Source organism: Bacillus sp. PS95 (assembly GCF_037963565.1).
Lineage (GTDB): Bacteria > Bacillota > Bacilli > Bacillales > Bacillaceae > Bacillus > Bacillus subtilis.
Map to the genome: position 1 here is coordinate 35,001 of NZ_CP150160.1, position 22,192 is coordinate 57,192.

A 22,192-nucleotide genomic window follows, 5' to 3' on the forward strand; every position below is an offset into this window, starting at 1 on the left:
TAATCATACATGTGTGATTTGTGATCAAGAGAAGAATAGAGGCATTCATCTTTATACGAAATTTATATGCTTAGATTGTGAGAGAAAAGTAATTTCTACATCAACTTCTGATCCTGACTATGCCTTTTACGTAAAAAAATTAAAAAGCATTCATACACCGCCATTATATTCATAGACCTGAAAAGGTCTTTTTTTGTACTCTTAATAATAAAAAGAAGATGAAACTTGTTTAAGGATTGAACGTAGTAGATAATAATATTAAAACTGAGTATAGACACAGGAGTCGATTATCTCATGCAGAGATTTTTTCGCTTTTTGATGTGGAGTTTAACTAGCAGTGCGACTTTTGTTTTCATAGGAATATTGAGCTTTTTCGGTTTAAACCAGTCGCTTTTTTTATCTTTTGTTTATGGGCTTGCTTCTGGAGCAGCCGTATATATAGCTGGCATCTGGAATGCAAGACGGTTATTTCTTAAAAAGCATGAATTGACAGGAAGAGAGTATGCTTACATTAAGAAAAACTTAGAGGAAGCAAGGCGGAAAATGATCCGTCTTAGGAAAGCCTTGTTTCAGGCTAAAAGCATTCAAATGTTTAAGCAAAATGCAGAAATGCTAAGGATTGTGAGAAGGATTTATCTCCTCACCAAAAAAGAGCCAAAGCGGTTTTATCAGGCAGAACGATTTTTTTATCAAACTCTCGATTCGGTTGTTGAATTGACAGAGAAGTATGCTTTTCTATCATCTCACCCAAAAAAAAGCAAAGAACTGTCGATGTCGTTAAGTGAGACACGCATCACTCTTACTGAATTGACCAAGCGTTTAGAGGAAGATTTAACTCAAGCAATGGGTGATGAAATTGACGAATTGCAGTTTGAATTAGATGCAGCAAAACATTCATTAAAGAAATAAGGGAAGAGGGTAAGAGCGATGAACCGAGACCAAAGCGACCTTCATATAGATGAATTATTGGCAGATCCTTTTGGTGGTAACATAGAGATACCAGGTTCGGAGGCTGTAAAAGCAGAGAAAGAGCAAGTACGGCTTGTTGATGTTCTTTCTGAGGAAAACAAGGAAAAAGCAATTCAGCTTGCTGGACAGATTGATCATAAAAATATGCAAAGCATTGTCTTATACGGTTCACAAGCTCAATCTAAACTGCTGAACTTTTCTCATGATATGATTAATCATGTTCAAAAGAAGGATGTCGGGGAGATTGGCGAAATACTTGGAGAGCTGATGAAAAAGCTGGAGCAAGTAAATCCTGATGATCTCCAATCTAAGAAAAAGGGTTTTTTGGCACGCATGTTTGGAAGAGTATCAAGTTCTCTTCAAGAGGTGCTGTCTAAATACCAAAAGACCAGTGTGCAGATAGACAAAATCAGCTTGAAGCTGGAGCACTCTAAAAATGCTTTAATCAGTGACAACAAGCTGTTAGAGCAGTTATATGAAAAAAATAAAGAATATTTTGCCGCGCTGAATGTTTATATTGCTGCAGGAGAACTGAAGCTGGAGGAATTAAAAACGAAAACAATTCCTGAACTGAAGCAACAGGCTGAATCGAGTGATCATAACCAAATGGCCGTTCAAGAGGTGAATGATTTAATTCAATTTGCTGACCGGTTAGATAAAAGGGTGCATGATTTGCTGCTGAGCAGGCAAATTACAATCCAAAGTGCACCGCAAATCAGGCTGATTCAAAATACAAACCAAGCGTTAGCTGAAAAGATTCAGTCATCCATTGTGACAGCGATTCCGCTATGGAAAAATCAAGTTGCCATTGCACTGACGCTTTTAAGGCAGCGCAATGCAGTGGATGCACAACAGAAAGTATCTGATACAACCAATGAGCTTTTGCTGAAAAATGCGGAGCTTTTAAAAACCAATACAATTGAAACTGCACGGGCAAATGAAAGAGGCCTTGTTGATATAGATACCTTGAAGAAGGTGCAGGAAAGCTTAATAAGCACGCTTGAAGAAACACTGACTATACAAGAAGAAGGACGAATCAAACGCCGTCAGGCAGAAGAAGAGCTGATGATGATGGAAGGCGACCTAAAGCAAAAGCTGCTTACAATAAAGGAAAGATAGTTACCAGTAAGTCTGGCTTTAAGTTCTGTCAGAGGCACGATATAATAAGGTGTAAGAAGACACATTCAAAGGATTGTTTTCATGAACACACCTTTATATAAAGCATTAATTCAACATGCGAGAAGAAATTCTCATTCATTTCATGTTCCGGGACATCACAATGGAGATGTCTTTTTTGATGACGCTAAGTCAATATTCGATCCGCTTCTCACCATTGATGTAACTGAACTGGCAGGACTGGATGATCTCCATCATCCTTCCGGGGTGATTAAAGAAGCTCAAGAGCTTGTCAGTCAATTATATGGATCGGCGGAAAGTTTTTTTCTGGTAAATGGTACGACTGTCGGAAACTTAGCGATGATTTTATCTGTTTGTGAACCTGGTGATACAATTCTGGTTCAAAGAAACTGTCATAAATCTGTATTTCATGCTGTTGATTTGTCCGGTGCTGAGCCGGTTTATCTTGCACCTGACGTTGATTCAGCGATGCATGTGCCTACGCATGTTCCGCTTGGAACAATTAAAGAGGCCCTGGAAGCATATCCAGATGCGAAAGGCTTGGTACTTACCAATCCGACATATTACGGACATAGTGCTGATTTGACTGAGATCATTACTGAAGCCCATCATTACGGGATTCCTGTTTTGGTCGATGAAGCGCATGGCGCACATTTTATTTTAGGTGAGCCTTTTCCGGTCTCAGCTTTAAAAATGGGGGCAGATATTGTTGTTCAGTCGGCCCACAAAACGTTGCCTGCCATGACGATGGGTTCTTATTTGCATCTCAACAGCAGCTGCAGGATTAACAGGGATCGGGTGGCAGAGTATTTAAACCGATTACAAAGCAGCAGCCCGTCTTATCCGATTATGGCTTCGTTAGATATTGCCCGCGCTTATGTACAGCATATTATAGAAGAACAAAAGCTTTCTGACATTCTTCAGCGGATACAAACACTTAAACAAACGTTTGATTCACTTACAAATGCTGAAGCTGTTAACCCTGCTAATCCACTGATCATCACGGACCCGCTGAAGCTCACAATTCGTTCAAAACGCGGGCATTCTGGCTATACGCTGCAAAGCATATTAGAGCGTGCCAACATATTCACTGAGCTTGCTGATGAAAATCAAGTTCTGCTCGTTCTCCCATTGGGAGGAAAACGGAGAATAAATGCTGAAACCATTAGAAGCATCGATGAAGAGATTGAGAAAACGCCTCCGGATCAGGCGTTTGTTTCTGCAGAATGGAGTGTGCAGCCTGTTACTGTCTTGCCTTATCCAAAAAAGGTCTTACATTCGTTTAAGAAAGAATATGTGGACTTTGAGGAAGCAGCTGGCCGGCTGAATGCAGAAGATATCATCCCTTATCCTCCGGGTATCCCGATGATTATGGCGGGAGAAAGAATAACAAAAGAAAGTGTGCAAAAGCTCAGCCGCTTGATCAGCATGAAAACGCATGTTCAAGGGAATATGAAAATCAAAGAGAAACAACTACTTGTTTATATAGAAGAGGAGAAATCATGAGCGGTTTATTTATTACATTCGAAGGTCCTGAAGGTGCAGGAAAAACGACTGTTCTGCAGGAGATCAAAAACATACTGACAGCAGAAGGCCTTCAGGTTATGGCAACTCGAGAGCCAGGCGGAATAGATATTGCAGAACAAATTCGAGAGGTTATTCTGAATGAGAACAATATATTAATGGACCCAAAAACAGAAGCTCTCTTATATGCGGCTGCAAGACGCCAGCATTTAGTTGAAAAAGTAAAACCTGCTTTAGAACAGGGGTTTATCGTTCTTTGCGACAGATTCATAGACAGTTCTCTTGCGTATCAAGGATATGCAAGAGGACTTGGAATTGATGAGGTTCTGTCCATTAATGAATTTGCCATTGGAGATATGATGCCCCATGTAACGGTTTATTTTTCAATTGATCCGGAAGAAGGACTGAAGCGTATTTACGCAAACGGCTCACGGGAGAAAAACAGGCTCGATTTAGAAAAACTGGACTTTCATACAAAAGTACAAGAAGGTTATCAAGAGCTGATGAAGCGATTTCCGGAAAGATTTCATTCAGTTGATGCCGGGCAATCCAAAGACCTCGTCGTTCAGGATGTTCTAAAGGTGATCGATGAAGCGTTGAAAAAAATTCAATTGTGACCTGTTTCCCAATAGTTGATATAATAATGTAAACGAGATCACGTTGTTTCCAATCTAAAGGAGGCCTTCACAGATGAAATTGATAGTGGCAGTTGTACAAGATCAGGACAGCAACAGACTTTTGAAAACCTTAACGGATCACAACTTCAGAGTCACAAAGCTTGCGACGACAGGAGGATTTCTTAAATCAGGCAATACAACGTTTATGATCGGTGTCGAGGATATACGCGTCAATAAAGCGTTGAGTCTCATTAAAGAAAACGGGCAGAAACGTGATCAGATGATTGCCCCTGTATCTCCAATGGGCGGAAATGCTGATTCCTATGTCCCTTATCCAGTCGAAGTTGAAGTTGGCGGAGCGACAGTATTTGTCCTTCCAGTCGATGAATTTCATCAATTTTAAGGATCTGAAACTGTGAAAATTAATAAAGATATACGTACATTTATAGATAATAAGCAGATTCCCTCTGTGAAAACATCTGAGATCACAGCATCGTTTAAAACATCAATGGAAAACCAAAGCAGCAAAATGAAGCTAGATCAGCTTACCAGGCTGTTATCTGATGTAGAAGCATTTGGAAAAAGGCTAACGAAATCTCGGAATTTTAAAGACTTAGCGAGATTTAAAGGACTTGTGAAGCGTTTTGTCAAAGAAGCTGTGGACAGCGGTCTTTCACATGAAACATCGAAAAGCTTTGACCTTTACGGGAACAGCAGAACGCTGGGACTTGTGAAAGAAATAGATGACAAATTGATACAGCTTACGGAAGAGATGATGGATCAGGAAAAACCGGCAATTGATTTGCTGGAGCGTATTGGCGAAATAAAAGGTTTATTAATTAACCTTTACACATAGAGAGTGATACAATGGCAATATCCTGGAAGGAAATGAACGAGCTTCAGCCCAGAGTGATGAAGCTTTTATATAATAGTATTGAGAAGGACAGACTATCACACGCTTATTTGTTTGAGGGGAAAAAAGGAACAGGCAAGCTTGATGCCGCGCTGCTTCTTGCAAAAAGCTTCTTTTGTCTGGAGGGTGGCGCGGAGCCTTGTGAGAGCTGCCGAAACTGTAAACGGATAGAGTCAGGGAACCATCCTGATCTCCATCTTGTTCAGCCTGATGGCTTATCAATCAAAAAGGCGCAAATTCAAGCGCTCCAAGAAGAGTTTTCTAAGACAGGACTTGAATCGCATAAAAAGCTGTATATTATTTCGCACGCAGATCAAATGACAGCAAATGCGGCGAACAGCCTGCTGAAATTTTTAGAAGAACCGAACAAAGACACAATGGCCGTCCTCATCACTGAGCAGCCCCAAAGGTTATTGGATACCATCATTTCAAGATGCCAAACCCTTCCTTTTCAGCCTTTGCAGCCGAAAGCAATTGAAGACAGACTGATCGAACAGGACGTCTCGCCTCATATGGCAAGGCTTCTGGCCAACATGACCAATAATGTAGCAGAAGCAGTCGAATTAAGTCGAAATGATGAGTTTGCAGAGTCTAGAGCGAAAGTGATAAAATTGTATGAAGTCCTACACCAGCGGAAAGGACATGCTTTTTTCTTTATTCAAGATCAATGGATGCCCTTTTTCAAAGAAAAAACCCATCAAGAAATGGGTCTTGATATGCTCTTATTGATATATCGTGATGTGTTGTCCATCCAAATAGGAAATGAAGATAAATTGATTTATCAAGACTTATTCCAATCAATAAAACAGCATGCGCTACAATCAACACAACAAAGCGTTACGAATCAGATACTTGCTGTTTTAGAAGCAAAGAAACGGCTTCATTCCAATGTGAATGTACAAGGATTAATGGAGCACTTGGTGTTAATGTTGCAGGAGGGATAAGCTTGTACAATGTAATTGGTGTCCGCTTTAAGAAAGCGGGTAAAATATATTATTTTGATCCGAATGGATTTCATATAGAACATGACAGCTGCGTAATTGTAGAAACTGTCAGAGGCGTTGAGTACGGCCAGGTCGTAATTGCAAATAAACAGGTGGATGAGCATGATGTGGTGCTTCCCCTTCGAAAAGTGATACGTGTGGCTGACGAGCGCGATCTTCTCATTGTAGAAGAAAATAAACAGGAAGCACTATCAGCATTTGATATCTGCCAAAAGAAAGTGATTGAGCATGGCTTGGATATGAAGCTGGTCGATGTTGAATTCACGTTTGATCGCAATAAAGTCATTTTTTACTTCACTGCTGACGGCCGAGTCGACTTTAGAGAGCTTGTAAAGGATTTGGCTTCTATCTTTAAGACAAGAATTGAGCTGCGCCAAATCGGAGTAAGGGATGAGGCAAAAATGCTCGGAGGAATCGGTCCTTGCGGAAGAATGCTTTGCTGTTCAACGTTCCTTGGAGATTTTGAACCCGTTTCCATTAAAATGGCCAAGGATCAGAACTTGTCTTTAAATCCTACGAAAATTTCGGGTCTTTGCGGACGATTGATGTGCTGTCTAAAATATGAGAACGATGAGTATGAGACGGCAAAAGAACAGCTTCCGGATATAGGAGAAATGATTACGACAGCAAACGGCCCCGCGAAGGTCGTCGGACTAAATATTCTGGAACGGGTGCTTCAGGTGGAACTGATAAACCGTGAAAAAGTGATAGAATATACTTGGGAAGAGCTCTTGGAAGAGGGCGTCGTATCCGCACAAACCACAGATTAACGAGGTGTGGAACCTTGGATAAAAAAGAGTTATTTGATACAGTCATTAACTTAGAAGAACAAATTGGCTCACTGTACCGGCAGCTGGGGGATTTGAAGCAGCATATCGGTGAGATGATTGAGGAAAATCATCATTTACAGCTTGAAAACAAGCATTTGCGCAAACGGCTGGACGATACGACGCAGCGGATTGAAAAGTTCAAAGCTGATAAAAAAGAATCAAAAACACAGAAGACAGAGCAAACTGATATAGGGGAAGGATATGATAATCTGGCACGTCTGTATCAAGAAGGATTTCATATCTGCAATGTCCACTATGGTAGTGTTCGAAAAGAAGATTGTCTTTTCTGTCTGTCATTCTTAAATAAAAAATAGGGAAAAGGCTTCCGCATAAGACGGGAGCCTTTTTCAAAGGTACTGAAAGGATAAGAAGATGGTTTCATTACATGATGATGAAAGATTAGATTATTTGCTGGCAGAGGACATGAAAATCATACAAAGCCCAACAGTGTTTGCTTTTTCGTTGGACGCTGTGCTTCTGTCCAAATTTGCGTACGTTCCGATTCAAAAAGGGAAAATTGTTGATTTATGCACCGGCAATGGTATTGTGCCGCTGCTGCTCAGTACAAGATCAAAAGCAGACATTCTGGGAGTCGAAATTCAAGAAAGACTGCATGATATGGCTGTTCGCAGCGTGGAGTATAATAAGTTGGACGATCAGATCCAGATCATACATGATGACCTGAAAAACATGCCGGAGAAACTTGGACATAATCGATATGATGTTGTCACCTGCAATCCGCCGTATTTTAAAACGCCGAAACAAACTGAACAAAACATGAACGAGCATCTCCGAATCGCAAGACATGAAATCCACTGCACGCTGGAGGATGTCATTTCAGTCAGCAGCAAGCTGCTCAAGCAAGGGGGAAAAGCAGCTCTTGTTCACCGGCCGGGAAGGCTTCTGGAGATTTTTGAACAGATGAAGGCTTATCAAATCGAGCCGAAACGTGTACAATTTGTCTATCCGAAGCAAGGGAAAGAAGCCAATACCATTCTGGTTGAAGGTATCAAAGGTGGGCGCCCAGATTTGAAAATTCTTCCTCCCTTATTCGTTTATGATGAACAAAATGAATATACAAAAGAAATCAGGACCATTTTATATGGAGACAAATAACCATTTCTTCTACGTCGTGAAATGTAAGGACAATAGCTGGTATGCCGGGTATACCAACGATCTGCATAAACGAGTGAAAACACACAATGATGGAAAGGGCGCAAAGTACACAAAAGTAAGACGTCCGGTTGAATTAATTTTTGCCGAGAGCTTTTCAACAAAGCGGGAAGCTATGCAGGCGGAATATTATTTCAAAAAACTAACTCGGAAGAAAAAAGAACTTTATATAGAAGAAAAGCGGAACACCAAGGAGGCTGTATATGTTAAGGCGCCAAATGAGCTTTAATGGAAAGTCGGACATGGGGATTCTTTACTTGGTCCCAACCCCAATCGGAAATCTAGAGGATATGACATTCCGGGCGATCGACACGCTGAAATCAGTGGATGTGATTGCTGCGGAAGATACGAGGCAAACGAAAAAGCTTTGTCATGTATATGAAATTGAAACACCGCTCGTCAGCTATCACGAACACAATAAAGAAAGCAGCGGGCACAAAATTATTGAATGGCTGAAGTCGGGAAAAAACATTGCTCTTGTCAGTGATGCCGGTCTGCCGACGATTTCTGATCCCGGAGCGGAAATTGTAAAGGATTTTACGGATATAGGCGGTTATGTTGTTCCGTTGCCGGGAGCAAATGCTGCATTAACAGCTCTTATTGCTTCAGGTATTGTACCGCAGCCTTTTTTCTTTTACGGTTTTCTCAACAGACAGAAAAAAGAAAAGAAGAAGGAGCTTGAAGCCCTTAAAAAACGGCGGGAAACGATCATTTTTTATGAAGCGCCTCACAGATTGAAGGAAACCTTGTCAGCGATGGCAGAGATATTAGGAGATCGGGAAATTGCTGTAACGCGTGAACTCACTAAGAAATATGAAGAGTTTATCCGAGGAACCATATCTGAGGTCATTGGATGGGCAAACGAGGATCAGATACGCGGCGAGTTTTGTCTTGTCGTAGAAGGAAGTAATAATGAAGAGGTAGATGAGGAAGAACAATGGTGGGAAACCCTCACTGCGAAAGAACATGTCGAGCATTACATCTCGAAAGGCGCTACGTCTAAAGAAGCCATTAAAAAAGCAGCAGTCGATCGCAATGTACCAAAGCGTGAAGTGTACGATGCTTACCATATTAAGCAATAAAAAAACGTTCTTGTGTCATAACAAGAACGTTTTTTGTACAAGAAATGATTATTTAAGGTTTTGAAGCTGGTTTTGGATTTCGCTGATGATTTGCTCAGCGCCTTCTTTACTAAGAACCAATTTACCGCCTGCAAGTTTAAGGTTATCATCAGAAACTTCACCAGTTACTTGGCAAGTCATGTTTGGTTTATATTTTTTAAGGATGATTTTTTCATCATCAACATAGATTTCAAGAGCATCTTTTTCTGCGATTCCAAGAGTACGACGCAGTTCGATAGGAATAACTACACGTCCTAATTCATCAACTTTACGTACAATACCAGTAGATTTCATAAACATTCTCCTCCCAAGAGATACTTATTTGTTTAAATTATATTTTTCTTCGTCATTATTCGACAAAATCCTTACCTTCATAGCATAACAAGGTTTCCAATAATCGTCAATCATTTTGTTTACTATTGATTGTAAGAATTAGTTCTTATAGTCAGTAATGTCTTAGAAACTACCGAAATAACAGCATTTTATAAATATTTAATAAAGCTATTATCCTACTAAAAATCCTTTTAAATCAAGACTTTCGAACCAAAGTTTTTTATTTCATTTGATTATATACGACAAAATTCGACACGAACAGACTTTTTTTATTTTCATTAAAGATTTTTAATTTTAATTATTCTTTTTCAGGGTGTATGTATATATTCTTGATCTTAAAGGCTAAGATGGTATCATAGATAAAGGATAAATATAAATAATATTCATATATGATTTGCACTTATCGCCGCTCTCGTCCTTTGGGCGGGAGCTTTTTGACATTCTGATTAGGAGGTTTCAAGATGCCGCAAGAAAACAATACATTTTATATTACAACACCGATTTATTATCCGAGCGGAAAATTACATATCGGCCATGCATATACGACAGTCGCGGGAGATGCAATGGCACGTTACAAAAGATTAAAAGGGTTCGATGTTCGCTATTTAACGGGAACGGACGAGCATGGACAAAAGATCCAGCAAAAAGCTGAACAGGAAAACATTACACCTCAGGAGTATGTGGATCGCGCAGCGGCAGATATTCAAAAACTGTGGAAGCAGCTTGAAATCTCAAACGACGACTTTATCCGCACGACAGAAAAACGGCATAAAGTTGTCATTGAAAAGGTGTTTCAAAAGCTTCTTGATAACGGGGACATCTATCTTGATGAGTATGAAGGCTGGTACAGCATCCCTGATGAAACGTTCTACACGGAAACTCAGCTCGTTGATATTGAGCGGAATGAAAAGGGAGAGGTCATCGGCGGGAAAAGCCCTGACAGCGGTCACCCAGTTGAATTGATCAAAGAGGAATCTTATTTCTTCCGCATGGGGAAATACGCGGATCGTCTTCTGAAATACTATGAAGAAAACCCGACATTCATTCAGCCAGAATCACGCAAAAACGAAATGATTAATAACTTTATCAAACCTGGACTTGAGGATTTGGCAGTATCACGTACCACTTTTGATTGGGGCGTGAAGGTGCCGGAAAATCCAAAGCATGTTGTATATGTTTGGATTGACGCACTATTTAACTATTTAACGGCACTCGGTTATGATACAGAAAATGATGAGCTTTATCAAAAATATTGGCCTGCCGATGTTCATTTAGTCGGTAAGGAGATTGTACGATTCCATACTATTTACTGGCCAATTATGCTGATGGCGCTGGATCTTCCGCTGCCAAAGCAAGTATTCGCGCATGGCTGGCTTTTGATGAAAGACGGAAAAATGTCGAAATCAAAAGGAAACGTTGTAGATCCGGTTACATTAATTGAGCGCTATGGTTTAGACGAGCTTCGCTATTACCTGCTTCGCGAAGTGCCGTTCGGATCTGACGGAGTATTCACGCCGGAAGGATTTGTTGAGCGGATTAACTATGATTTAGCAAATGATTTAGGAAATCTATTGAATCGTACTGTTGCGATGATTAATAAGTATTTTGACGGACAAATCGGTTCTTACAAAGGTGCTGTTACGGAATTTGACCATACGCTAACTTCTGTTGCTGAAGAAACAGTGAAAGCTTATGAGAAAGCAATGGAAAATATGGAGTTCTCGGTAGCACTTTCGACTTTATGGCAGCTCATCAGCCGCACAAACAAATACATTGATGAGACAGCTCCATGGGTGCTTGCGAAAGATCCGGCAAAAGAAGAAGAATTGCGATCAGTTATGTATCATCTCGCTGAATCATTGCGTATTTCAGCGGTACTGCTTCAGCCATTCTTAACAAAAACACCTGAAAAAATGTTCGAGCAGCTGGGCATTACTGATGAATCTTTAAAAGCTTGGGACAGCATTACAGCTTTCGGCCAGCTGAAAGATACAAAAGTACAAAAAGGCGAGCCATTGTTCCCTCGTTTAGAGGCAGAAGAAGAAATTGCTTACATCAAAGGGAAAATGCAAGGTTCAGCACCAGCGAAAGAAGAAACAAAAGAAGAAGAGCCTCAAGAGGTCGATCGTTTACCTGAAATTACGATTGATCAATTCTTGGATGTAGAGCTTCGCGTAGCTGAGGTCATTGAGGCAGAACCAGTGAAAAAAGCAGACCGTTTATTGAAGCTGCAGCTTGATCTTGGTTTTGAAAAGCGCCAAGTGGTATCCGGCATTGCGAAGCATTATACGCCTGAAGAGCTTGTTGGAAAAAAACTCGTTTGTGTAACAAATCTAAAACCGGTTAAACTCAGAGGAGAGCTTTCTCAAGGTATGATCCTTGCAGGAGAAGCAGACGGCGTTTTAAAGGTCGTATCTATCGATCAGTCGTTACCAAAAGGCACAAGAATTAAATAATGATAAACAAAAGGTGTTTCACGTGTAACAATTCGTCGAACACCTTTTGTGTTTCGACAAGAAAGGAGTTTTTCACTTATGTTGTTTGACACTCACGCGCATTTAAATGCAGAACAATATGATACTGATCTTGAAGAGGTTATTGAACAGGCAAAAGCTGAAAAAGTTGAACGAATTGTCGTAGTTGGTTTTGACCGTCCGACGATTACCCGTGCGATGGAAATGATTGAGGAATATGATTTTATTTATGCAGCCATTGGCTGGCACCCTGTTGACGCAATTGACATGACAGAGGAAGACTTAGCGTGGATTAAAGAGCTTTCTGCTCATGAGAAAGTGGTAGCCATAGGGGAAATGGGACTGGATTATCATTGGGATAAATCACCTAAAGATATTCAAAAAGAGGTGTTTAGAAAACAAATCGCCTTAGCGAAAGAGGTCAATTTGCCTATTATCATTCATAACCGTGATGCAACGGAGGATGTCGTGACCATTTTGAAAGAGGAAGGCGCAGAAGCTGTGGGTGGAATCATGCACTGCTTTACAGGAAGTGCGGAAGTGGCAAGAGAATGCATGAAAATGAATTTTTATTTATCATTTGGGGGACCGGTGACATTTAAAAATGCGAAGAAACCGAAGGAAGTAGTGAAGGAAATTCCCAATGACCGGCTGCTGATTGAAACGGACTGCCCGTTTCTCACACCGCACCCTTTCCGCGGGAAAAGAAATGAGCCAAGCTATGTGAAATATGTGGCAGAACAAATCGCCGAATTAAAAGAAATGACCTTTGAAGAGATTGCTTCCATCACGACTGAAAATGCGAAAAGACTTTTCCGTATAAACTGACAAAAAACGCTAGCGGGTTTTGTAAGAGCTTGTCCCTTACAGCGTTTTTCTATAAAAGTTCTACATGCTTTCTTCTCCTCATAGGATAGGTTTGTCGACAAGTCTTTCTTCCGTTTCTCAGTGTATTTCAGGATAATGAAGAAGACACTGAGCTTTTGGGAGAAAGAGAAGGGAGGGTTGACAGCCTTTTAGATACTCTATATAATCTCTCCGAGGAGAAGGAGGCGTTTTTCATCACACAAAAAATGAAAAAGCTGTTTTCCGTAAAGCTTAGCAAAAGCAAAGTCATTCTGGTTGCTGCTTGTTTGCTTTTGGCAGGAAGCGGGACTGCGTACGCGGCTCATGAGCTGACGAAACAATCAGTCTCAGTTTCTATCAATGGCAAAAAGAAACATATACGCACACATGCAAATACAGTCGGTGATCTTTTGGAGACGCTTGATATAAAGACAAGAGACGAAGACAAGATCACACCTGCTAAACAGACAAAGATAACAGCAGACATGGACGTTGTGTATGAGGCTGCAAAACCTGTGAAGCTTACAATAAACGGGGAAGAAAAGACGTTATGGTCAACAGCAAAAACGGTCGGTGCATTACTGGACGAACAAGATGTTGATGTGAAAGAACAAGATCAAATTGATCCTGCAATAGATACAGATATTTCGAAAGACATGAAGATTAACATAGAGCCCGCATTTCAGGTTACTGTGAATGATGCAGGGAAACAAAAGAAGATCTGGACGACTTCGACTACGGTCGCTGACTTTTTAAAACAGCAAAAGATGAACATAAAAGACGAAGATAAAATCAAGCCTGCGTTAGATGCAAAGCTGACGAAAGGAAAGGCTGATATTACAATTACTCGTATCGAAAAGGTCACCGATGTAGTTGAAGAGAAGATAGCGTTCGATGTGAAAAAGCAAGAAGACGCTTCTCTTGAAAAAGGGAAAGAAAAGGTCGTCCAAAAAGGAAAAGAAGGCAAGCTAAAAAAACATTTCGAAGTCGTTAAAGAAAACGGTAAAGAAGTGTCCAGAGAGCTTGTAAAAGAAGAAACAGCTGAACAAAGCAAAGATAAAGTGATTGCTGTCGGCACAAAGCAAAGCAGCCCAAAAGTTGAAACGGTTAGTGCTTCAGGTGATTCAAAAACAGTTGTGTCCCGCAGCAATGAATCAACAGGCAAAGTCATGACTGTATCATCTACGGCTTATACGGCAAGCTGCAGCGGTTGTTCAGGACATACAGCGACAGGCGTCAATTTAAAAAATAATCCGAATGCCAAAGTCATCGCTGTGGATCCAAATGTCATTCCGCTAGGCTCCAAAGTCCACGTGGAAGGCTATGGATATGCCATTGCTGCAGATACCGGTTCAGCGATTAAAGGGAACAAAATAGACGTCTTTTTCCCAGAGAAATCATCGGCGTACCGATGGGGAAATAAAACAGTCAAAATTAAAATCTTAAATTAGTATATACTTATGTATTCAGAGGGTTTTGCGCCCTCTGTTTTTTTCGTTATAATAGACAAAGTGCATTTTCTGCTTATTAGACGCTCGACATAAGAAAAAGTTTCATGAATATACAAAAGTTTTTATTTTGTCTTGGAGGAAATAATGAAAATTAAAGAGATCATTGTGGTCGAGGGGCGTGATGATACGGCCCGCATCAAATTGGCTGTTGATGCAGACACAATTGAAACAAATGGTTCAGCCATCGATGATCATGTTATTGACCAAATCCGTTTGGCCCAGAAGACCAGAGGCGTCATTATTTTAACGGATCCGGACTTTCCGGGAGAGAAGATTCGCAAAACCATCTCAGAGGCTGTACCCGGCTGTAAGCATGCATTTTTGCCAAAACATCTTGCCAAACCTAAAAACAAGCGGGGAATTGGTGTGGAGCATGCATCGGTTGAAAGTATTAGGGCATGTTTAGAAAATGTGCATGAGGAGATGGAAGCGCAGCCGAGTGACATTTCAGCTGAGGATTTGATTCATGCCGGACTAATAGGCGGGCCTGCGGCCAAACGCCGCCGGGAACGACTGGGTGATCTGTTGAAAATCGGCTATACAAATGGCAAACAGCTTCAAAAGCGGCTGCAAATGTTTCAAATTAAAAAAAGTGATTTTATGAGTGCGCTCGATACCGTTATGCGGGAGGAACAGAATGAATAAAGATATTGCGACACCGATTAGAACGAAAGAGATACTGAAGAAATACGGTTTTTCTTTTAAAAAGAGCTTAGGACAGAATTTCTTAATTGATACGAACATTTTAAACAGAATTGTTGATCACGCGGAAGTGACTGAGAAAACAGGTGTCATTGAAATCGGCCCGGGAATCGGGGCTTTAACCGAACAGCTTGCCAAGCGGGCGAAAAAGGTCGTGGCATTTGAGATTGACCAGCGATTATTGCCGATTCTGAAGGATACGCTGTCACCTTACGACAATGTTACTGTCATTCATCATGACGTGTTAAAGGCTGATGTCAAATCGGTCATTGAAGAACAATTTCAAGATTGTGATGAGATCATGGTAGTTGCCAACCTTCCTTATTACGTAACAACACCGATTATCATGAAACTGCTTGAAGAACATCTTCCGCTGAAAGGAATTGTGGTCATGCTGCAAAAAGAAGTGGCTGAGCGCATGGCGGCTGATCCTTCATCTAAGGAGTACGGCTCGCTTTCAATCGCGGTGCAGTTTTATACAGAAGCCAAAACGGTGATGATCGTTCCGAAAACCGTATTTGTTCCTCAGCCTAATGTCGATTCCGCAGTCATCCGTCTGGTTCTCCGAGACGGCCCGGCAGTGGACGTGGAAAACGAATCCTTTTTCTTTCAGCTCATCAAGGCAAGCTTTGCACAGCGTCGTAAAACGCTGCTCAATAACTTAGTTAACAATCTGCCTGAAGGAAAAGCGCAAAAATCAACAATTGAGCAAGTGCTTGAAGAAACAAATATTGACGGTAAGCGCCGAGGTGAATCCCTGTCTATTGAGGAGTTCGCAGCGCTGTCTAACGGATTGTATAAAGCCCTTTTCTAAAAGGGCTTTTTGTTTTGCGCACCACATGGACTGCCGCTACATAGGCTAGAGAAGGACCTTTCATTCAATGATAAGAAAAAACTTGGACTCAGCGAAAAAAGGCGCTTTCTCAAGGCTCTTTCTTTCATGATGAGGCTTAGTCTATGTGTGGAGTGAGGAACGTGCAATTTCAAATAGGGGATATGGTAGCCAGAAAATCCTATCAGATGGATGTTTTGTTTCGAATTATAGGAATAGAGCAAACAAGCAAAGGAAATTCAATTGCCATTTTGCATGGAGATGAAGTCAGGCTGATTGCTGATTCGGATTTTTCTGATCTGGTGGCAGTGAAAAAGGATGAGCAGATGATGCGGAAAAAGAAAGATGAGAGCAGAATGAATGAGTCGCTCGAATTGCTCCGCCAGGATTATAAACTGCTCAGAGAAAAACAGGAGTACTATGCGACAAGCCAATATCAGCATCAGGAGCATTATTTCCATATGCCGGGCAAAGTGCTTCATCTGGATGGTGACGAAGCATATCTGAAAAAATGCCTGAATGTCTATAAAAAAATTGGAGTGCCGGTCTATGGCATCCATTGCCATGAAAAGAAAATGTCTGCTTCTATTGAAGAATTGCTCGACAAATATCGACCTGATATCCTGGTGATCACAGGGCATGATGCGTATTCGAAGCAAAAGGGCGGTATTGATGATTTGAATGCGTACAGACATTCTAAGCACTTTGTTGAAACTGTTCAAACAGCCCGAAAAAAGATCCCTCACTTAGATCAGCTTGTTATTTTTGCGGGGGCCTGCCAATCCCATTTTGAATCACTCATCAGAGCGGGTGCGAATTTTGCAAGTTCACCGTCAAGAGTCAATATTCATGCGCTTGATCCGGTATATATCGTCGCGAAGATCAGCTTTACGCCGTTTATGGAACGGATTAATGTATGGGAAGTGCTCCGTAATACGCTGACAAGAGAGAAAGGGCTTGGAGGTATTGAAACAAGAGGAGTTCTGAGAATTGGTATGCCTTATAAGTCCAATTAACAGTTGAAAACCTGCATAGGAGAGCTATGCGGGTTTTTTATTTTACATAATGATACATAATTTACCGAAACTTGCGGAACATAATTGAGGAATCATAGAATTTTGTCAAAATAATTTTATTGACAACGTCTTATTAACGTTGATATAATTTAAATTTTATTTGACAAAAATGGGCTCGTGTTGTACAATAAATGTAGTGAGGTGGATGCAATGGCGAAGACGTTGTCCGATATTAAAAGATCGCTTGATGGGAATTTAGGTAAAAGGCTGACGTTAAAAGCAAACGGTGGCCGCCGAAAAACGATTGAGCGTTCGGGCATTTTAGCTGAGACGTACCCTTCTGTTTTTGTGATACAACTAGATCAAGACGAGAACTCGTTTGAAAGAGTTTCATACAGTTATGCTGATATTTTGACTGAGACTGTTGAGCTGACATTTAATGATGACGCCGCAAGCTCAGTGGCATTTTAACGGGCAGTGAACCTTTTGTTTACTGCTTTTTGTTTTGCCCTTTTTTGGTTTCCAGTAATTTAAACGAAAGTTCCATCTGATTTAACAAAAGATAAAACAGTCACATATTATCGTGACGTGCACGAATGGCTATCACTTCTAAAAAAGGGGTTGTTTCGTTTGGGCAGACGTCGTGGAGTTATGTCAGATGAGTTTAAATATGAGCTGGCTAAAGACCTTGGTTTTTATGACACAGTAAAAAATGGCGGCTGGGGCGAAATTCGGGCTCGCGATGCCGGTAACATGGTAAAGCGCGCTATTGAAATCGCCGAACAGCAAATGGCTCAGAATCAGAATAACCGATAAGGATGTGACCCGGGGGACGTGCTGTTCCCTGGTTTTTTTATTTTGGATATAAATACATAATGGGCTGAATATGGATATGTTCATCCTGTACTTCAAATGTGATACAATGTTCATACTTATGTTTAGATGGAGAAGTAGGTGAAAGCTATGCGTATTTTAGAAAAAGCGCCAGCTAAGATCAATCTGTCACTTGACGTCACCCGAAAACGCCCGGATGGCTATCATGAAGTCGAAATGATCATGACGACAATTGATTTAGCTGATCGAATTGAATTGACGGAGCTTGCAGAGGATGAAGTGAGGGTTTCCTCCCACAACCGATTTGTGCCTGATGACCAAAGAAACTTAGCTTATCAGGCTGCCAAGCTGATCAAGGACAGATACAACGTGAAAAAGGGAGTTTCCATCATGATTACGAAGGTAATTCCGGTGGCTGCCGGTCTTGCCGGCGGAAGCAGTGATGCGGCGGCGACACTCAGAGGGCTGAACAGACTGTGGAATTTAAATCTGTCCGCGGAAACGCTTGCTGAGCTTGGAGCGGAAATTGGCTCTGACGTTTCATTTTGTGTCTATGGCGGAACTGCATTAGCAACAGGGCGCGGCGAGAAAATTAAACATATCAGCACGCCTCCGCACTGCTGGGTCATTTTAGCGAAGCCGACAATCGGTGTTTCAACTGCTGAAGTGTACAGAGCGCTGAAACTGGATGGTATAGAGCATCCCGATGTACAAGGCATGATCGAGGCGATAGAAGAGAAGAGTTTTCAGAAGATGTGCAGCCGTTTAGGCAATGTGCTTGAATCTGTTACGCTCGATATGCATCCTGAAGTTGCAATGATCAAAAACCAGATGAAACGCTTTGGTGCAGATGCCGTGTTAATGAGCGGGAGCGGCCCGACAGTGTTTGGACTGGTTCAGTATGAGTCGAAGGTGCAGAGAATTTATAACGGGTTAAGAGGCTTCTGCGATCAAGTTTATGCGGTGAGAATGATCGGCGAACAGAACGCTCTTGATTAAATCCGTATGTTAAGTTATATTGATCTTAAAATATTCGGATTTTGGGGGTAAGTTCATGAAGTTTCGTCGCAGCGGCAGATTGGTGGACTTAACAAATTATTTGTTAACCCATCCGCACGAGTTAATACCGCTAACCTTTTTCTCTGAGCGGTATGAATCTGCAAAATCATCGATCAGTGAAGATTTAACAATTATTAAACAAACCTTTGAACAGCAGGGGATTGGTACTTTGCTTACTGTTCCCGGGGCTGCCGGAGGCGTTAAATATATTCCGAAAATGAAGCAGGCTGAAGCTGAAGAGTTTGTGCAGACACTTGGACAGTCGCTGGCAAATCCTGAGCGTATCCTTCCGGGCGGTTATGTATATTTAACGGATATCTTAGGAAAGCCATCTGTACTCTCCAAGGTAGGGAAGCTGTTTGCTTCCGTGTTTGCAGAACGCGAAATTGATGTTGTCATGACCGTTGCCACGAAAGGCATCCCTCTTGCGTATGCAGCTGCAAGCTATTTGAATGTGCCTGTTGTGATCGTTCGTAAAGACAATAAGGTAACAGAGGGCTCCACAGTCAGCATTAATTACGTTTCAGGCTCCTCAAACCGCATTCAAACAATGTCACTTGCGAAAAGAAGCATGAAAACGGGTTCAAACGTACTCATTATTGATGACTTTATGAAAGCAGGCGGCACCATTAATGGTATGATTAACCTGTTGGATGAGTTTAACGCAAATGTGGCGGGAATCGGCGTCTTAGTTGAAGCCGAAGGAGTAGATGAACGTCTTGTTGACGAATATATGTCACTTCTTACTCTTTCAACCATCAACATGAAAGAGAAGTCCATTGAAATTCAGAATGGCAATTTTCTGCGTTTTTTTAAAGACAATCTTTTAAAGAATGGAGAGACAGAATCATGACAAAAGCAGTCCACACAAAACATGCCCCAGCGGCAATCGGACCTTATTCACAAGGGATTATCGTCAACAATATGTTTTACAGCTCAGGCCAAATCCCTTTGACTCCTTCAGGCGAAATGGTGAACGGCGATATTAAGGAGCAGACTCATCAAGTATTCAGCAATTTAAAGGCGGTTCTGGAAGAAGCGGGTGCTTCTTTTGAAACAGTTGTAAAAGCAACTGTATTTATCGCGGATATGGAACAGTTTGCGGAAGTAAACGAAGTGTACGGACAATACTTTGACACTCACAAACCGGCGAGATCTTGTGTTGAAGTCGCGAGACTCCCGAAGGATGCGTTAGTCGAGATCGAAGTTATTGCACTGGTGAAATAATAAGAAAAGTGATTCTGGGAGAGCCCGGGATCACTTTTTTATTTACCTTATGCCCGAAATGAAAGCTTTATGACCTAATTGTGTAACTATATCCTATTTTTTCAAAAAATATTTTAAAAACGAGCAGGATTTCAGAAAAAATCGTGGAATTGATACACTAATGCTTTTATATAGGGAAAAGGTGGTGAACTACTGTGGAAGTTACTGACGTAAGATTACGCCGCGTGAATACCGATGGTCGCATGAGAGCGATTGCATCCATCACGCTGGATCACGAATTTGTTGTACATGATATTCGTGTGATTGATGGAAACAATGGTCTTTTCGTTGCGATGCCGAGTAAACGCACCCCTGATGGAGAGTTCCGCGATATTGCTCATCCTATTAATTCAAGCACGCGAGGAAAGATTCAAGATGCCGTGTTAAATGAGTATCATCGTCTGGGTGACACTGAAGCATTAGAATTCGAAGAAGCTGGAGCTTCTTAAAAAATAACCAAAAAGCAAGGACTGCTGAAAGGGCTGACATAAGCCTTTTGCCGGCGGTCCTTTTTTAATTCAGATTTTTCAAACTTAGTTGCACTCAATAGAAAATTCTTGCACTTCATGAAGTCTCCTTGAAATCAGAAGATATTTAGGATATATTTTTCTATGGATAAAAGGGATATTGGAGGCCAATAAATGGATAAGCGGTTTGCAGTTGTTTTAGCGGCTGGACAAGGAACGAGAATGAAATCGAAGCTTTATAAAGTCCTTCATCCAGTTTGCGGTAAGCCTATGGTAGAGCACGTCGTGGACGAAGCCTTAAAATTATCTTTATCAAAGCTTGTCACGATTGTCGGACATGGTGCGGAAGAAGTGAAAAAGCAGCTTGGTGATAAAAGCGAGTACGCGCTTCAAGCAGAACAGCTTGGCACTGCTCATGCTGTAAAACAGGCACAGCCATTTCTTGCTGACGAAAAAGGCGTCACGATTGTCATTTGCGGAGATACGCCGCTTTTGACAGCAGAGACGATGGAACAGATGCTGAAAGAACATACACAAAGAGAAGCGAAAGCTACGATTTTAACTGCGGTTGCAGAAGATCCAACCGGATACGGCCGCATTATTCGCAGCGAAAACGGAGCGGTTCAAAAAATCGTTGAGCATAAGGACGCCTCTGAAGAAGAACGTCTTGTAACTGAGATCAACACCGGTACGTATTGTTTTGACAATGAAGCGCTATTTCGGGCTATTGATCAGGTGTCTAATGATAATGCCCAAGGCGAGTATTATTTGCCGGATGTCATAGAGATTCTTAAAAATGAAGGCGAAACTGTTGCCGCTTACCAGACTGGTAATTTCCAAGAAACGCTCGGAGTTAATGATAGAGTTGCTCTTTCTCAGGCAGAACAATTTATGAAAGAGCGTATTAATAAACGGCATATGCAAAATGGCGTGACGTTGATTGACCCGATGAATACGTATATTTCTCCTGACGCTGTTATCGGAAGCGATACTGTGATTTACCCTGGAACTGTGATTAAAGGTGAGGTGCAAATCGGAGAAGATACGATTATTGGCCCTCATACGGAGATTATGAATAGTGCCATTGGCAGCCGTACGGTTATTAAACAATCGGTAGTCAATCACAGTAAAGTGGGGAATGATGTAAACATAGGACCTTTTGCTCACATCAGACCTGATTCTGTCATCGGGAATGAAGTGAAGATCGGGAATTTTGTAGAAATTAAAAAGACTCAATTCGGAGACCGAAGCAAGGCATCTCATCTAAGCTATGTCGGCGATGCTGAGGTAGGCACTGATGTAAACCTGGGCTGCGGTTCAATTACTGTCAATTATGATGGAAAGAATAAGTATTTGACAAAAATTGAAGATGGCGCGTTTATCGGCTGCAATTCCAACTTGGTTGCCCCTGTCACAGTCGGAGAAGGCGCTTATGTGGCGGCAGGTTCAACTGTTACGGAAGATGTACCTGGAAAAGCACTTGCTATTGCCAGAGCGAGACAAGTAAATAAAGACGATTATGTGAAAAATATTCATAAAAAATAATCCTAAATTCGGAGGTTTA

The 22,192-nt window shown here is 41.3% G+C and carries 27 protein-coding genes (1 of these 27 running past the window's edge); 26 read left to right on the top strand and 1 reads right to left on the bottom strand.

The window, feature by feature from the left end; all coding sequences use genetic code 11:
• The 13 genes from csfB to rsmI form a co-directional block, all read left to right on the top strand.
• A protein-coding gene (gene csfB, locus NSQ12_RS00180; protein WP_015482686.1) for an anti-sigma-G factor crosses the window boundary here: on the top strand, positions 1 to 175 show its 3' portion. Its footprint begins 20 nt before the window's first position; the window shows 175 of its 195 coding nt (coding positions 21-195); its start codon lies beyond the left edge, outside the window; the stop codon is at positions 173 to 175.
• Between the two features lie 119 nt (positions 176 to 294).
• On the top strand, positions 295 to 909 hold the full coding sequence (locus NSQ12_RS00185; protein WP_198879158.1) for a 5-bromo-4-chloroindolyl phosphate hydrolysis family protein: 615 nt from the start codon (positions 295 to 297) through the stop codon (positions 907 to 909).
• Positions 910 to 927: 18 nt separating this feature from the next.
• A complete protein-coding gene (locus NSQ12_RS00190; RefSeq protein ID WP_198879159.1) occupies positions 928 to 2,088 on the top strand; it encodes a toxic anion resistance protein in 1,161 nt (386 codons plus the stop codon).
• An 81-nt stretch (positions 2,089 to 2,169) separates the two neighbouring features.
• Entirely contained in the window at positions 2,170 to 3,612 is a 1,443-nt protein-coding gene (locus tag NSQ12_RS00195) for an aminotransferase class I/II-fold pyridoxal phosphate-dependent enzyme (RefSeq protein WP_339175633.1), read from the top strand.
• Entirely contained in the window at positions 3,609 to 4,247 is a 639-nt protein-coding gene (tmk, locus tag NSQ12_RS00200) for a dTMP kinase (protein ID WP_003243137.1), read from the top strand. The genes NSQ12_RS00195 and tmk overlap by 4 nt, the downstream gene beginning before the upstream one ends.
• Before the next feature lie 73 nt (positions 4,248 to 4,320).
• Positions 4,321 to 4,650, top strand: a complete 330-nt coding sequence (gene darA, locus NSQ12_RS00205; protein WP_003242755.1) for a cyclic di-AMP receptor DarA — start codon at positions 4,321 to 4,323, stop codon at positions 4,648 to 4,650.
• A 12-nt stretch (positions 4,651 to 4,662) separates the two neighbouring features.
• The gene (locus tag NSQ12_RS00210; protein ID WP_339175635.1) at positions 4,663 to 5,103 is read left to right on the top strand and encodes a YaaR family protein; all 441 of its coding nucleotides are present in this window, start codon (positions 4,663 to 4,665) and stop codon (positions 5,101 to 5,103) included.
• Positions 5,104 to 5,114: 11 nt separating this feature from the next.
• Positions 5,115 to 6,104 (top strand): DNA polymerase III subunit delta', encoded by a 990-nt coding sequence (gene holB / locus NSQ12_RS00215; protein ID WP_003244417.1) that lies wholly within the window; start codon positions 5,115 to 5,117, stop codon positions 6,102 to 6,104.
• Between the two features lie 2 nt (positions 6,105 to 6,106).
• Positions 6,107 to 6,934 carry a competence/sporulation regulator complex protein RicT gene (ricT, locus tag NSQ12_RS00220; RefSeq protein WP_003226767.1) on the top strand — a complete coding sequence of 276 codons (828 nt, stop codon included), beginning with the start codon at positions 6,107 to 6,109 and terminating at the stop codon, positions 6,932 to 6,934.
• A gap of 14 nt (positions 6,935 to 6,948) precedes the next feature.
• Positions 6,949 to 7,308 carry a replication initiation-control protein YabA gene (gene yabA / locus NSQ12_RS00225; protein WP_339175637.1) on the top strand — a complete coding sequence of 120 codons (360 nt, stop codon included), beginning with the start codon at positions 6,949 to 6,951 and terminating at the stop codon, positions 7,306 to 7,308.
• Positions 7,309 to 7,366: 58 nt separating this feature from the next.
• Positions 7,367 to 8,110, top strand: coding sequence for a tRNA1(Val) (adenine(37)-N6)-methyltransferase (locus tag NSQ12_RS00230; RefSeq protein ID WP_339175639.1), 744 nt, complete (start codon positions 7,367 to 7,369; stop codon positions 8,108 to 8,110).
• Positions 8,097 to 8,396 (top strand): GIY-YIG nuclease family protein, encoded by a 300-nt coding sequence (locus tag NSQ12_RS00235; RefSeq protein ID WP_014475567.1) that lies wholly within the window; start codon positions 8,097 to 8,099, stop codon positions 8,394 to 8,396. The genes NSQ12_RS00230 and NSQ12_RS00235 overlap by 14 nt, the downstream gene beginning before the upstream one ends.
• Positions 8,371 to 9,249: a 16S rRNA (cytidine(1402)-2'-O)-methyltransferase gene (gene rsmI / locus NSQ12_RS00240; RefSeq protein ID WP_033884645.1), complete on the top strand. Its 879-nt coding sequence runs from the start codon at positions 8,371 to 8,373 to the stop codon at positions 9,247 to 9,249. Before NSQ12_RS00235 ends, rsmI begins: the two co-directional genes overlap by 26 nt.
• Before the next feature lie 48 nt (positions 9,250 to 9,297).
• Here rsmI and abrB read toward each other — a convergent pair whose 3' ends face one another.
• Complete coding sequence (abrB, locus tag NSQ12_RS00245) at positions 9,298 to 9,588, bottom strand: transition state genes transcriptional regulator AbrB (RefSeq protein WP_003226760.1); 291 nt, start codon at positions 9,586 to 9,588, stop codon at positions 9,298 to 9,300.
• A 494-nt stretch (positions 9,589 to 10,082) separates the two neighbouring features.
• On the opposite strand from abrB, the gene metG reads away from it, so the two are divergent.
• The 13 genes from metG (at position 10,083) to glmU (ending at position 22,173) form a co-directional block, all read left to right on the top strand.
• The gene (gene metG, locus NSQ12_RS00250) at positions 10,083 to 12,077 is read left to right on the top strand and encodes a methionine--tRNA ligase (RefSeq protein WP_088325191.1); all 1,995 of its coding nucleotides are present in this window, start codon (positions 10,083 to 10,085) and stop codon (positions 12,075 to 12,077) included.
• Between the two features lie 78 nt (positions 12,078 to 12,155).
• Entirely contained in the window at positions 12,156 to 12,923 is a 768-nt protein-coding gene (locus tag NSQ12_RS00255; protein ID WP_088325192.1) for a TatD family hydrolase, read from the top strand.
• A gap of 155 nt (positions 12,924 to 13,078) precedes the next feature.
• On the top strand, positions 13,079 to 14,392 hold the full coding sequence (locus tag NSQ12_RS00260; protein WP_015715099.1) for a ubiquitin-like domain-containing protein: 1,314 nt from the start codon (positions 13,079 to 13,081) through the stop codon (positions 14,390 to 14,392).
• Positions 14,393 to 14,536: 144 nt separating this feature from the next.
• Positions 14,537 to 15,097, top strand: coding sequence for a ribonuclease M5 (rnmV, locus tag NSQ12_RS00265; protein WP_015253010.1), 561 nt, complete (start codon positions 14,537 to 14,539; stop codon positions 15,095 to 15,097).
• Positions 15,090 to 15,968, top strand: a complete 879-nt coding sequence (rsmA, locus tag NSQ12_RS00270; protein WP_029317169.1) for a 16S rRNA (adenine(1518)-N(6)/adenine(1519)-N(6))-dimethyltransferase RsmA — start codon at positions 15,090 to 15,092, stop codon at positions 15,966 to 15,968. Before rnmV ends, rsmA begins: the two co-directional genes overlap by 8 nt.
• Before the next feature lie 161 nt (positions 15,969 to 16,129).
• On the top strand, positions 16,130 to 17,002 hold the full coding sequence (prtG, locus tag NSQ12_RS00275) for a sporulation-specific protease PrtG (protein WP_014475574.1): 873 nt from the start codon (positions 16,130 to 16,132) through the stop codon (positions 17,000 to 17,002).
• A 210-nt stretch (positions 17,003 to 17,212) separates the two neighbouring features.
• Positions 17,213 to 17,473 carry a Veg family protein gene (locus NSQ12_RS00280; RefSeq protein ID WP_003218330.1) on the top strand — a complete coding sequence of 87 codons (261 nt, stop codon included), beginning with the start codon at positions 17,213 to 17,215 and terminating at the stop codon, positions 17,471 to 17,473.
• A 159-nt stretch (positions 17,474 to 17,632) separates the two neighbouring features.
• Positions 17,633 to 17,818, top strand: coding sequence for a small, acid-soluble spore protein, alpha/beta type (locus NSQ12_RS00285; protein ID WP_003218333.1), 186 nt, complete (start codon positions 17,633 to 17,635; stop codon positions 17,816 to 17,818).
• 147 nt (positions 17,819 to 17,965) lie between these two features.
• On the top strand, positions 17,966 to 18,835 hold the full coding sequence (gene ispE / locus NSQ12_RS00290; RefSeq protein ID WP_003226742.1) for a 4-(cytidine 5'-diphospho)-2-C-methyl-D-erythritol kinase: 870 nt from the start codon (positions 17,966 to 17,968) through the stop codon (positions 18,833 to 18,835).
• 55 nt (positions 18,836 to 18,890) lie between these two features.
• On the top strand, positions 18,891 to 19,748 hold the full coding sequence (gene purR / locus NSQ12_RS00295; protein ID WP_003218342.1) for a pur operon repressor: 858 nt from the start codon (positions 18,891 to 18,893) through the stop codon (positions 19,746 to 19,748).
• A complete protein-coding gene (gene ridA / locus NSQ12_RS00300; protein WP_003226738.1) occupies positions 19,745 to 20,122 on the top strand; it encodes a 2-iminobutanoate/2-iminopropanoate deaminase in 378 nt (125 codons plus the stop codon). The genes purR and ridA overlap by 4 nt, the downstream gene beginning before the upstream one ends.
• Before the next feature lie 194 nt (positions 20,123 to 20,316).
• Complete coding sequence (gene spoVG / locus NSQ12_RS00305; protein WP_003218346.1) at positions 20,317 to 20,610, top strand: septation regulator SpoVG; 294 nt, start codon at positions 20,317 to 20,319, stop codon at positions 20,608 to 20,610.
• Between the two features lie 192 nt (positions 20,611 to 20,802).
• The gene (glmU, locus tag NSQ12_RS00310; RefSeq protein WP_015382564.1) at positions 20,803 to 22,173 is read left to right on the top strand and encodes a bifunctional UDP-N-acetylglucosamine diphosphorylase/glucosamine-1-phosphate N-acetyltransferase GlmU; all 1,371 of its coding nucleotides are present in this window, start codon (positions 20,803 to 20,805) and stop codon (positions 22,171 to 22,173) included.
• The last annotated feature ends 19 nt before the right edge of the window (positions 22,174 to 22,192 follow it).

What these genes read in the sequence shown, in the direction of transcription:
- NSQ12_RS00185 (WP_198879158.1), top strand. Translation starts at nt 295, where the DNA reads ATGCAGAGATTTTTTCGCTTTTTGATGTGGAGTTTAACTAGCAGTGCG.
- NSQ12_RS00190 (WP_198879159.1), top strand. Translation starts at nt 928, where the DNA reads ATGAACCGAGACCAAAGCGACCTTCATATAGATGAATTATTGGCAGAT.
- NSQ12_RS00195 (WP_339175633.1), top strand. Translation starts at nt 2,170, where the DNA reads ATGAACACACCTTTATATAAAGCATTAATTCAACATGCGAGAAGAAAT.
- tmk (WP_003243137.1), top strand. Translation starts at nt 3,609, where the DNA reads ATGAGCGGTTTATTTATTACATTCGAAGGTCCTGAAGGTGCAGGAAAA.
- darA (WP_003242755.1), top strand. Translation starts at nt 4,321, where the DNA reads ATGAAATTGATAGTGGCAGTTGTACAAGATCAGGACAGCAACAGACTT.
- holB (WP_003244417.1), top strand. Translation starts at nt 5,115, where the DNA reads ATGGCAATATCCTGGAAGGAAATGAACGAGCTTCAGCCCAGAGTGATG.
- NSQ12_RS00230 (WP_339175639.1), top strand. Translation starts at nt 7,367, where the DNA reads ATGGTTTCATTACATGATGATGAAAGATTAGATTATTTGCTGGCAGAG.
- NSQ12_RS00235 (WP_014475567.1), top strand. Translation starts at nt 8,097, where the DNA reads ATGGAGACAAATAACCATTTCTTCTACGTCGTGAAATGTAAGGACAAT.
- rsmI (WP_033884645.1), top strand. Translation starts at nt 8,371, where the DNA reads ATGTTAAGGCGCCAAATGAGCTTTAATGGAAAGTCGGACATGGGGATT.
- abrB (WP_003226760.1), bottom strand. Translation starts at nt 9,588, where the DNA reads ATGTTTATGAAATCTACTGGTATTGTACGTAAAGTTGATGAATTAGGA.
- metG (WP_088325191.1), top strand. Translation starts at nt 10,083, where the DNA reads ATGCCGCAAGAAAACAATACATTTTATATTACAACACCGATTTATTAT.
- NSQ12_RS00255 (WP_088325192.1), top strand. Translation starts at nt 12,156, where the DNA reads ATGTTGTTTGACACTCACGCGCATTTAAATGCAGAACAATATGATACT.
- rnmV (WP_015253010.1), top strand. Translation starts at nt 14,537, where the DNA reads ATGAAAATTAAAGAGATCATTGTGGTCGAGGGGCGTGATGATACGGCC.
- rsmA (WP_029317169.1), top strand. Translation starts at nt 15,090, where the DNA reads ATGAATAAAGATATTGCGACACCGATTAGAACGAAAGAGATACTGAAG.
- NSQ12_RS00280 (WP_003218330.1), top strand. Translation starts at nt 17,213, where the DNA reads ATGGCGAAGACGTTGTCCGATATTAAAAGATCGCTTGATGGGAATTTA.
- ispE (WP_003226742.1), top strand. Translation starts at nt 17,966, where the DNA reads ATGCGTATTTTAGAAAAAGCGCCAGCTAAGATCAATCTGTCACTTGAC.
- purR (WP_003218342.1), top strand. Translation starts at nt 18,891, where the DNA reads ATGAAGTTTCGTCGCAGCGGCAGATTGGTGGACTTAACAAATTATTTG.
- ridA (WP_003226738.1), top strand. Translation starts at nt 19,745, where the DNA reads ATGACAAAAGCAGTCCACACAAAACATGCCCCAGCGGCAATCGGACCT.
- glmU (WP_015382564.1), top strand. Translation starts at nt 20,803, where the DNA reads ATGGATAAGCGGTTTGCAGTTGTTTTAGCGGCTGGACAAGGAACGAGA.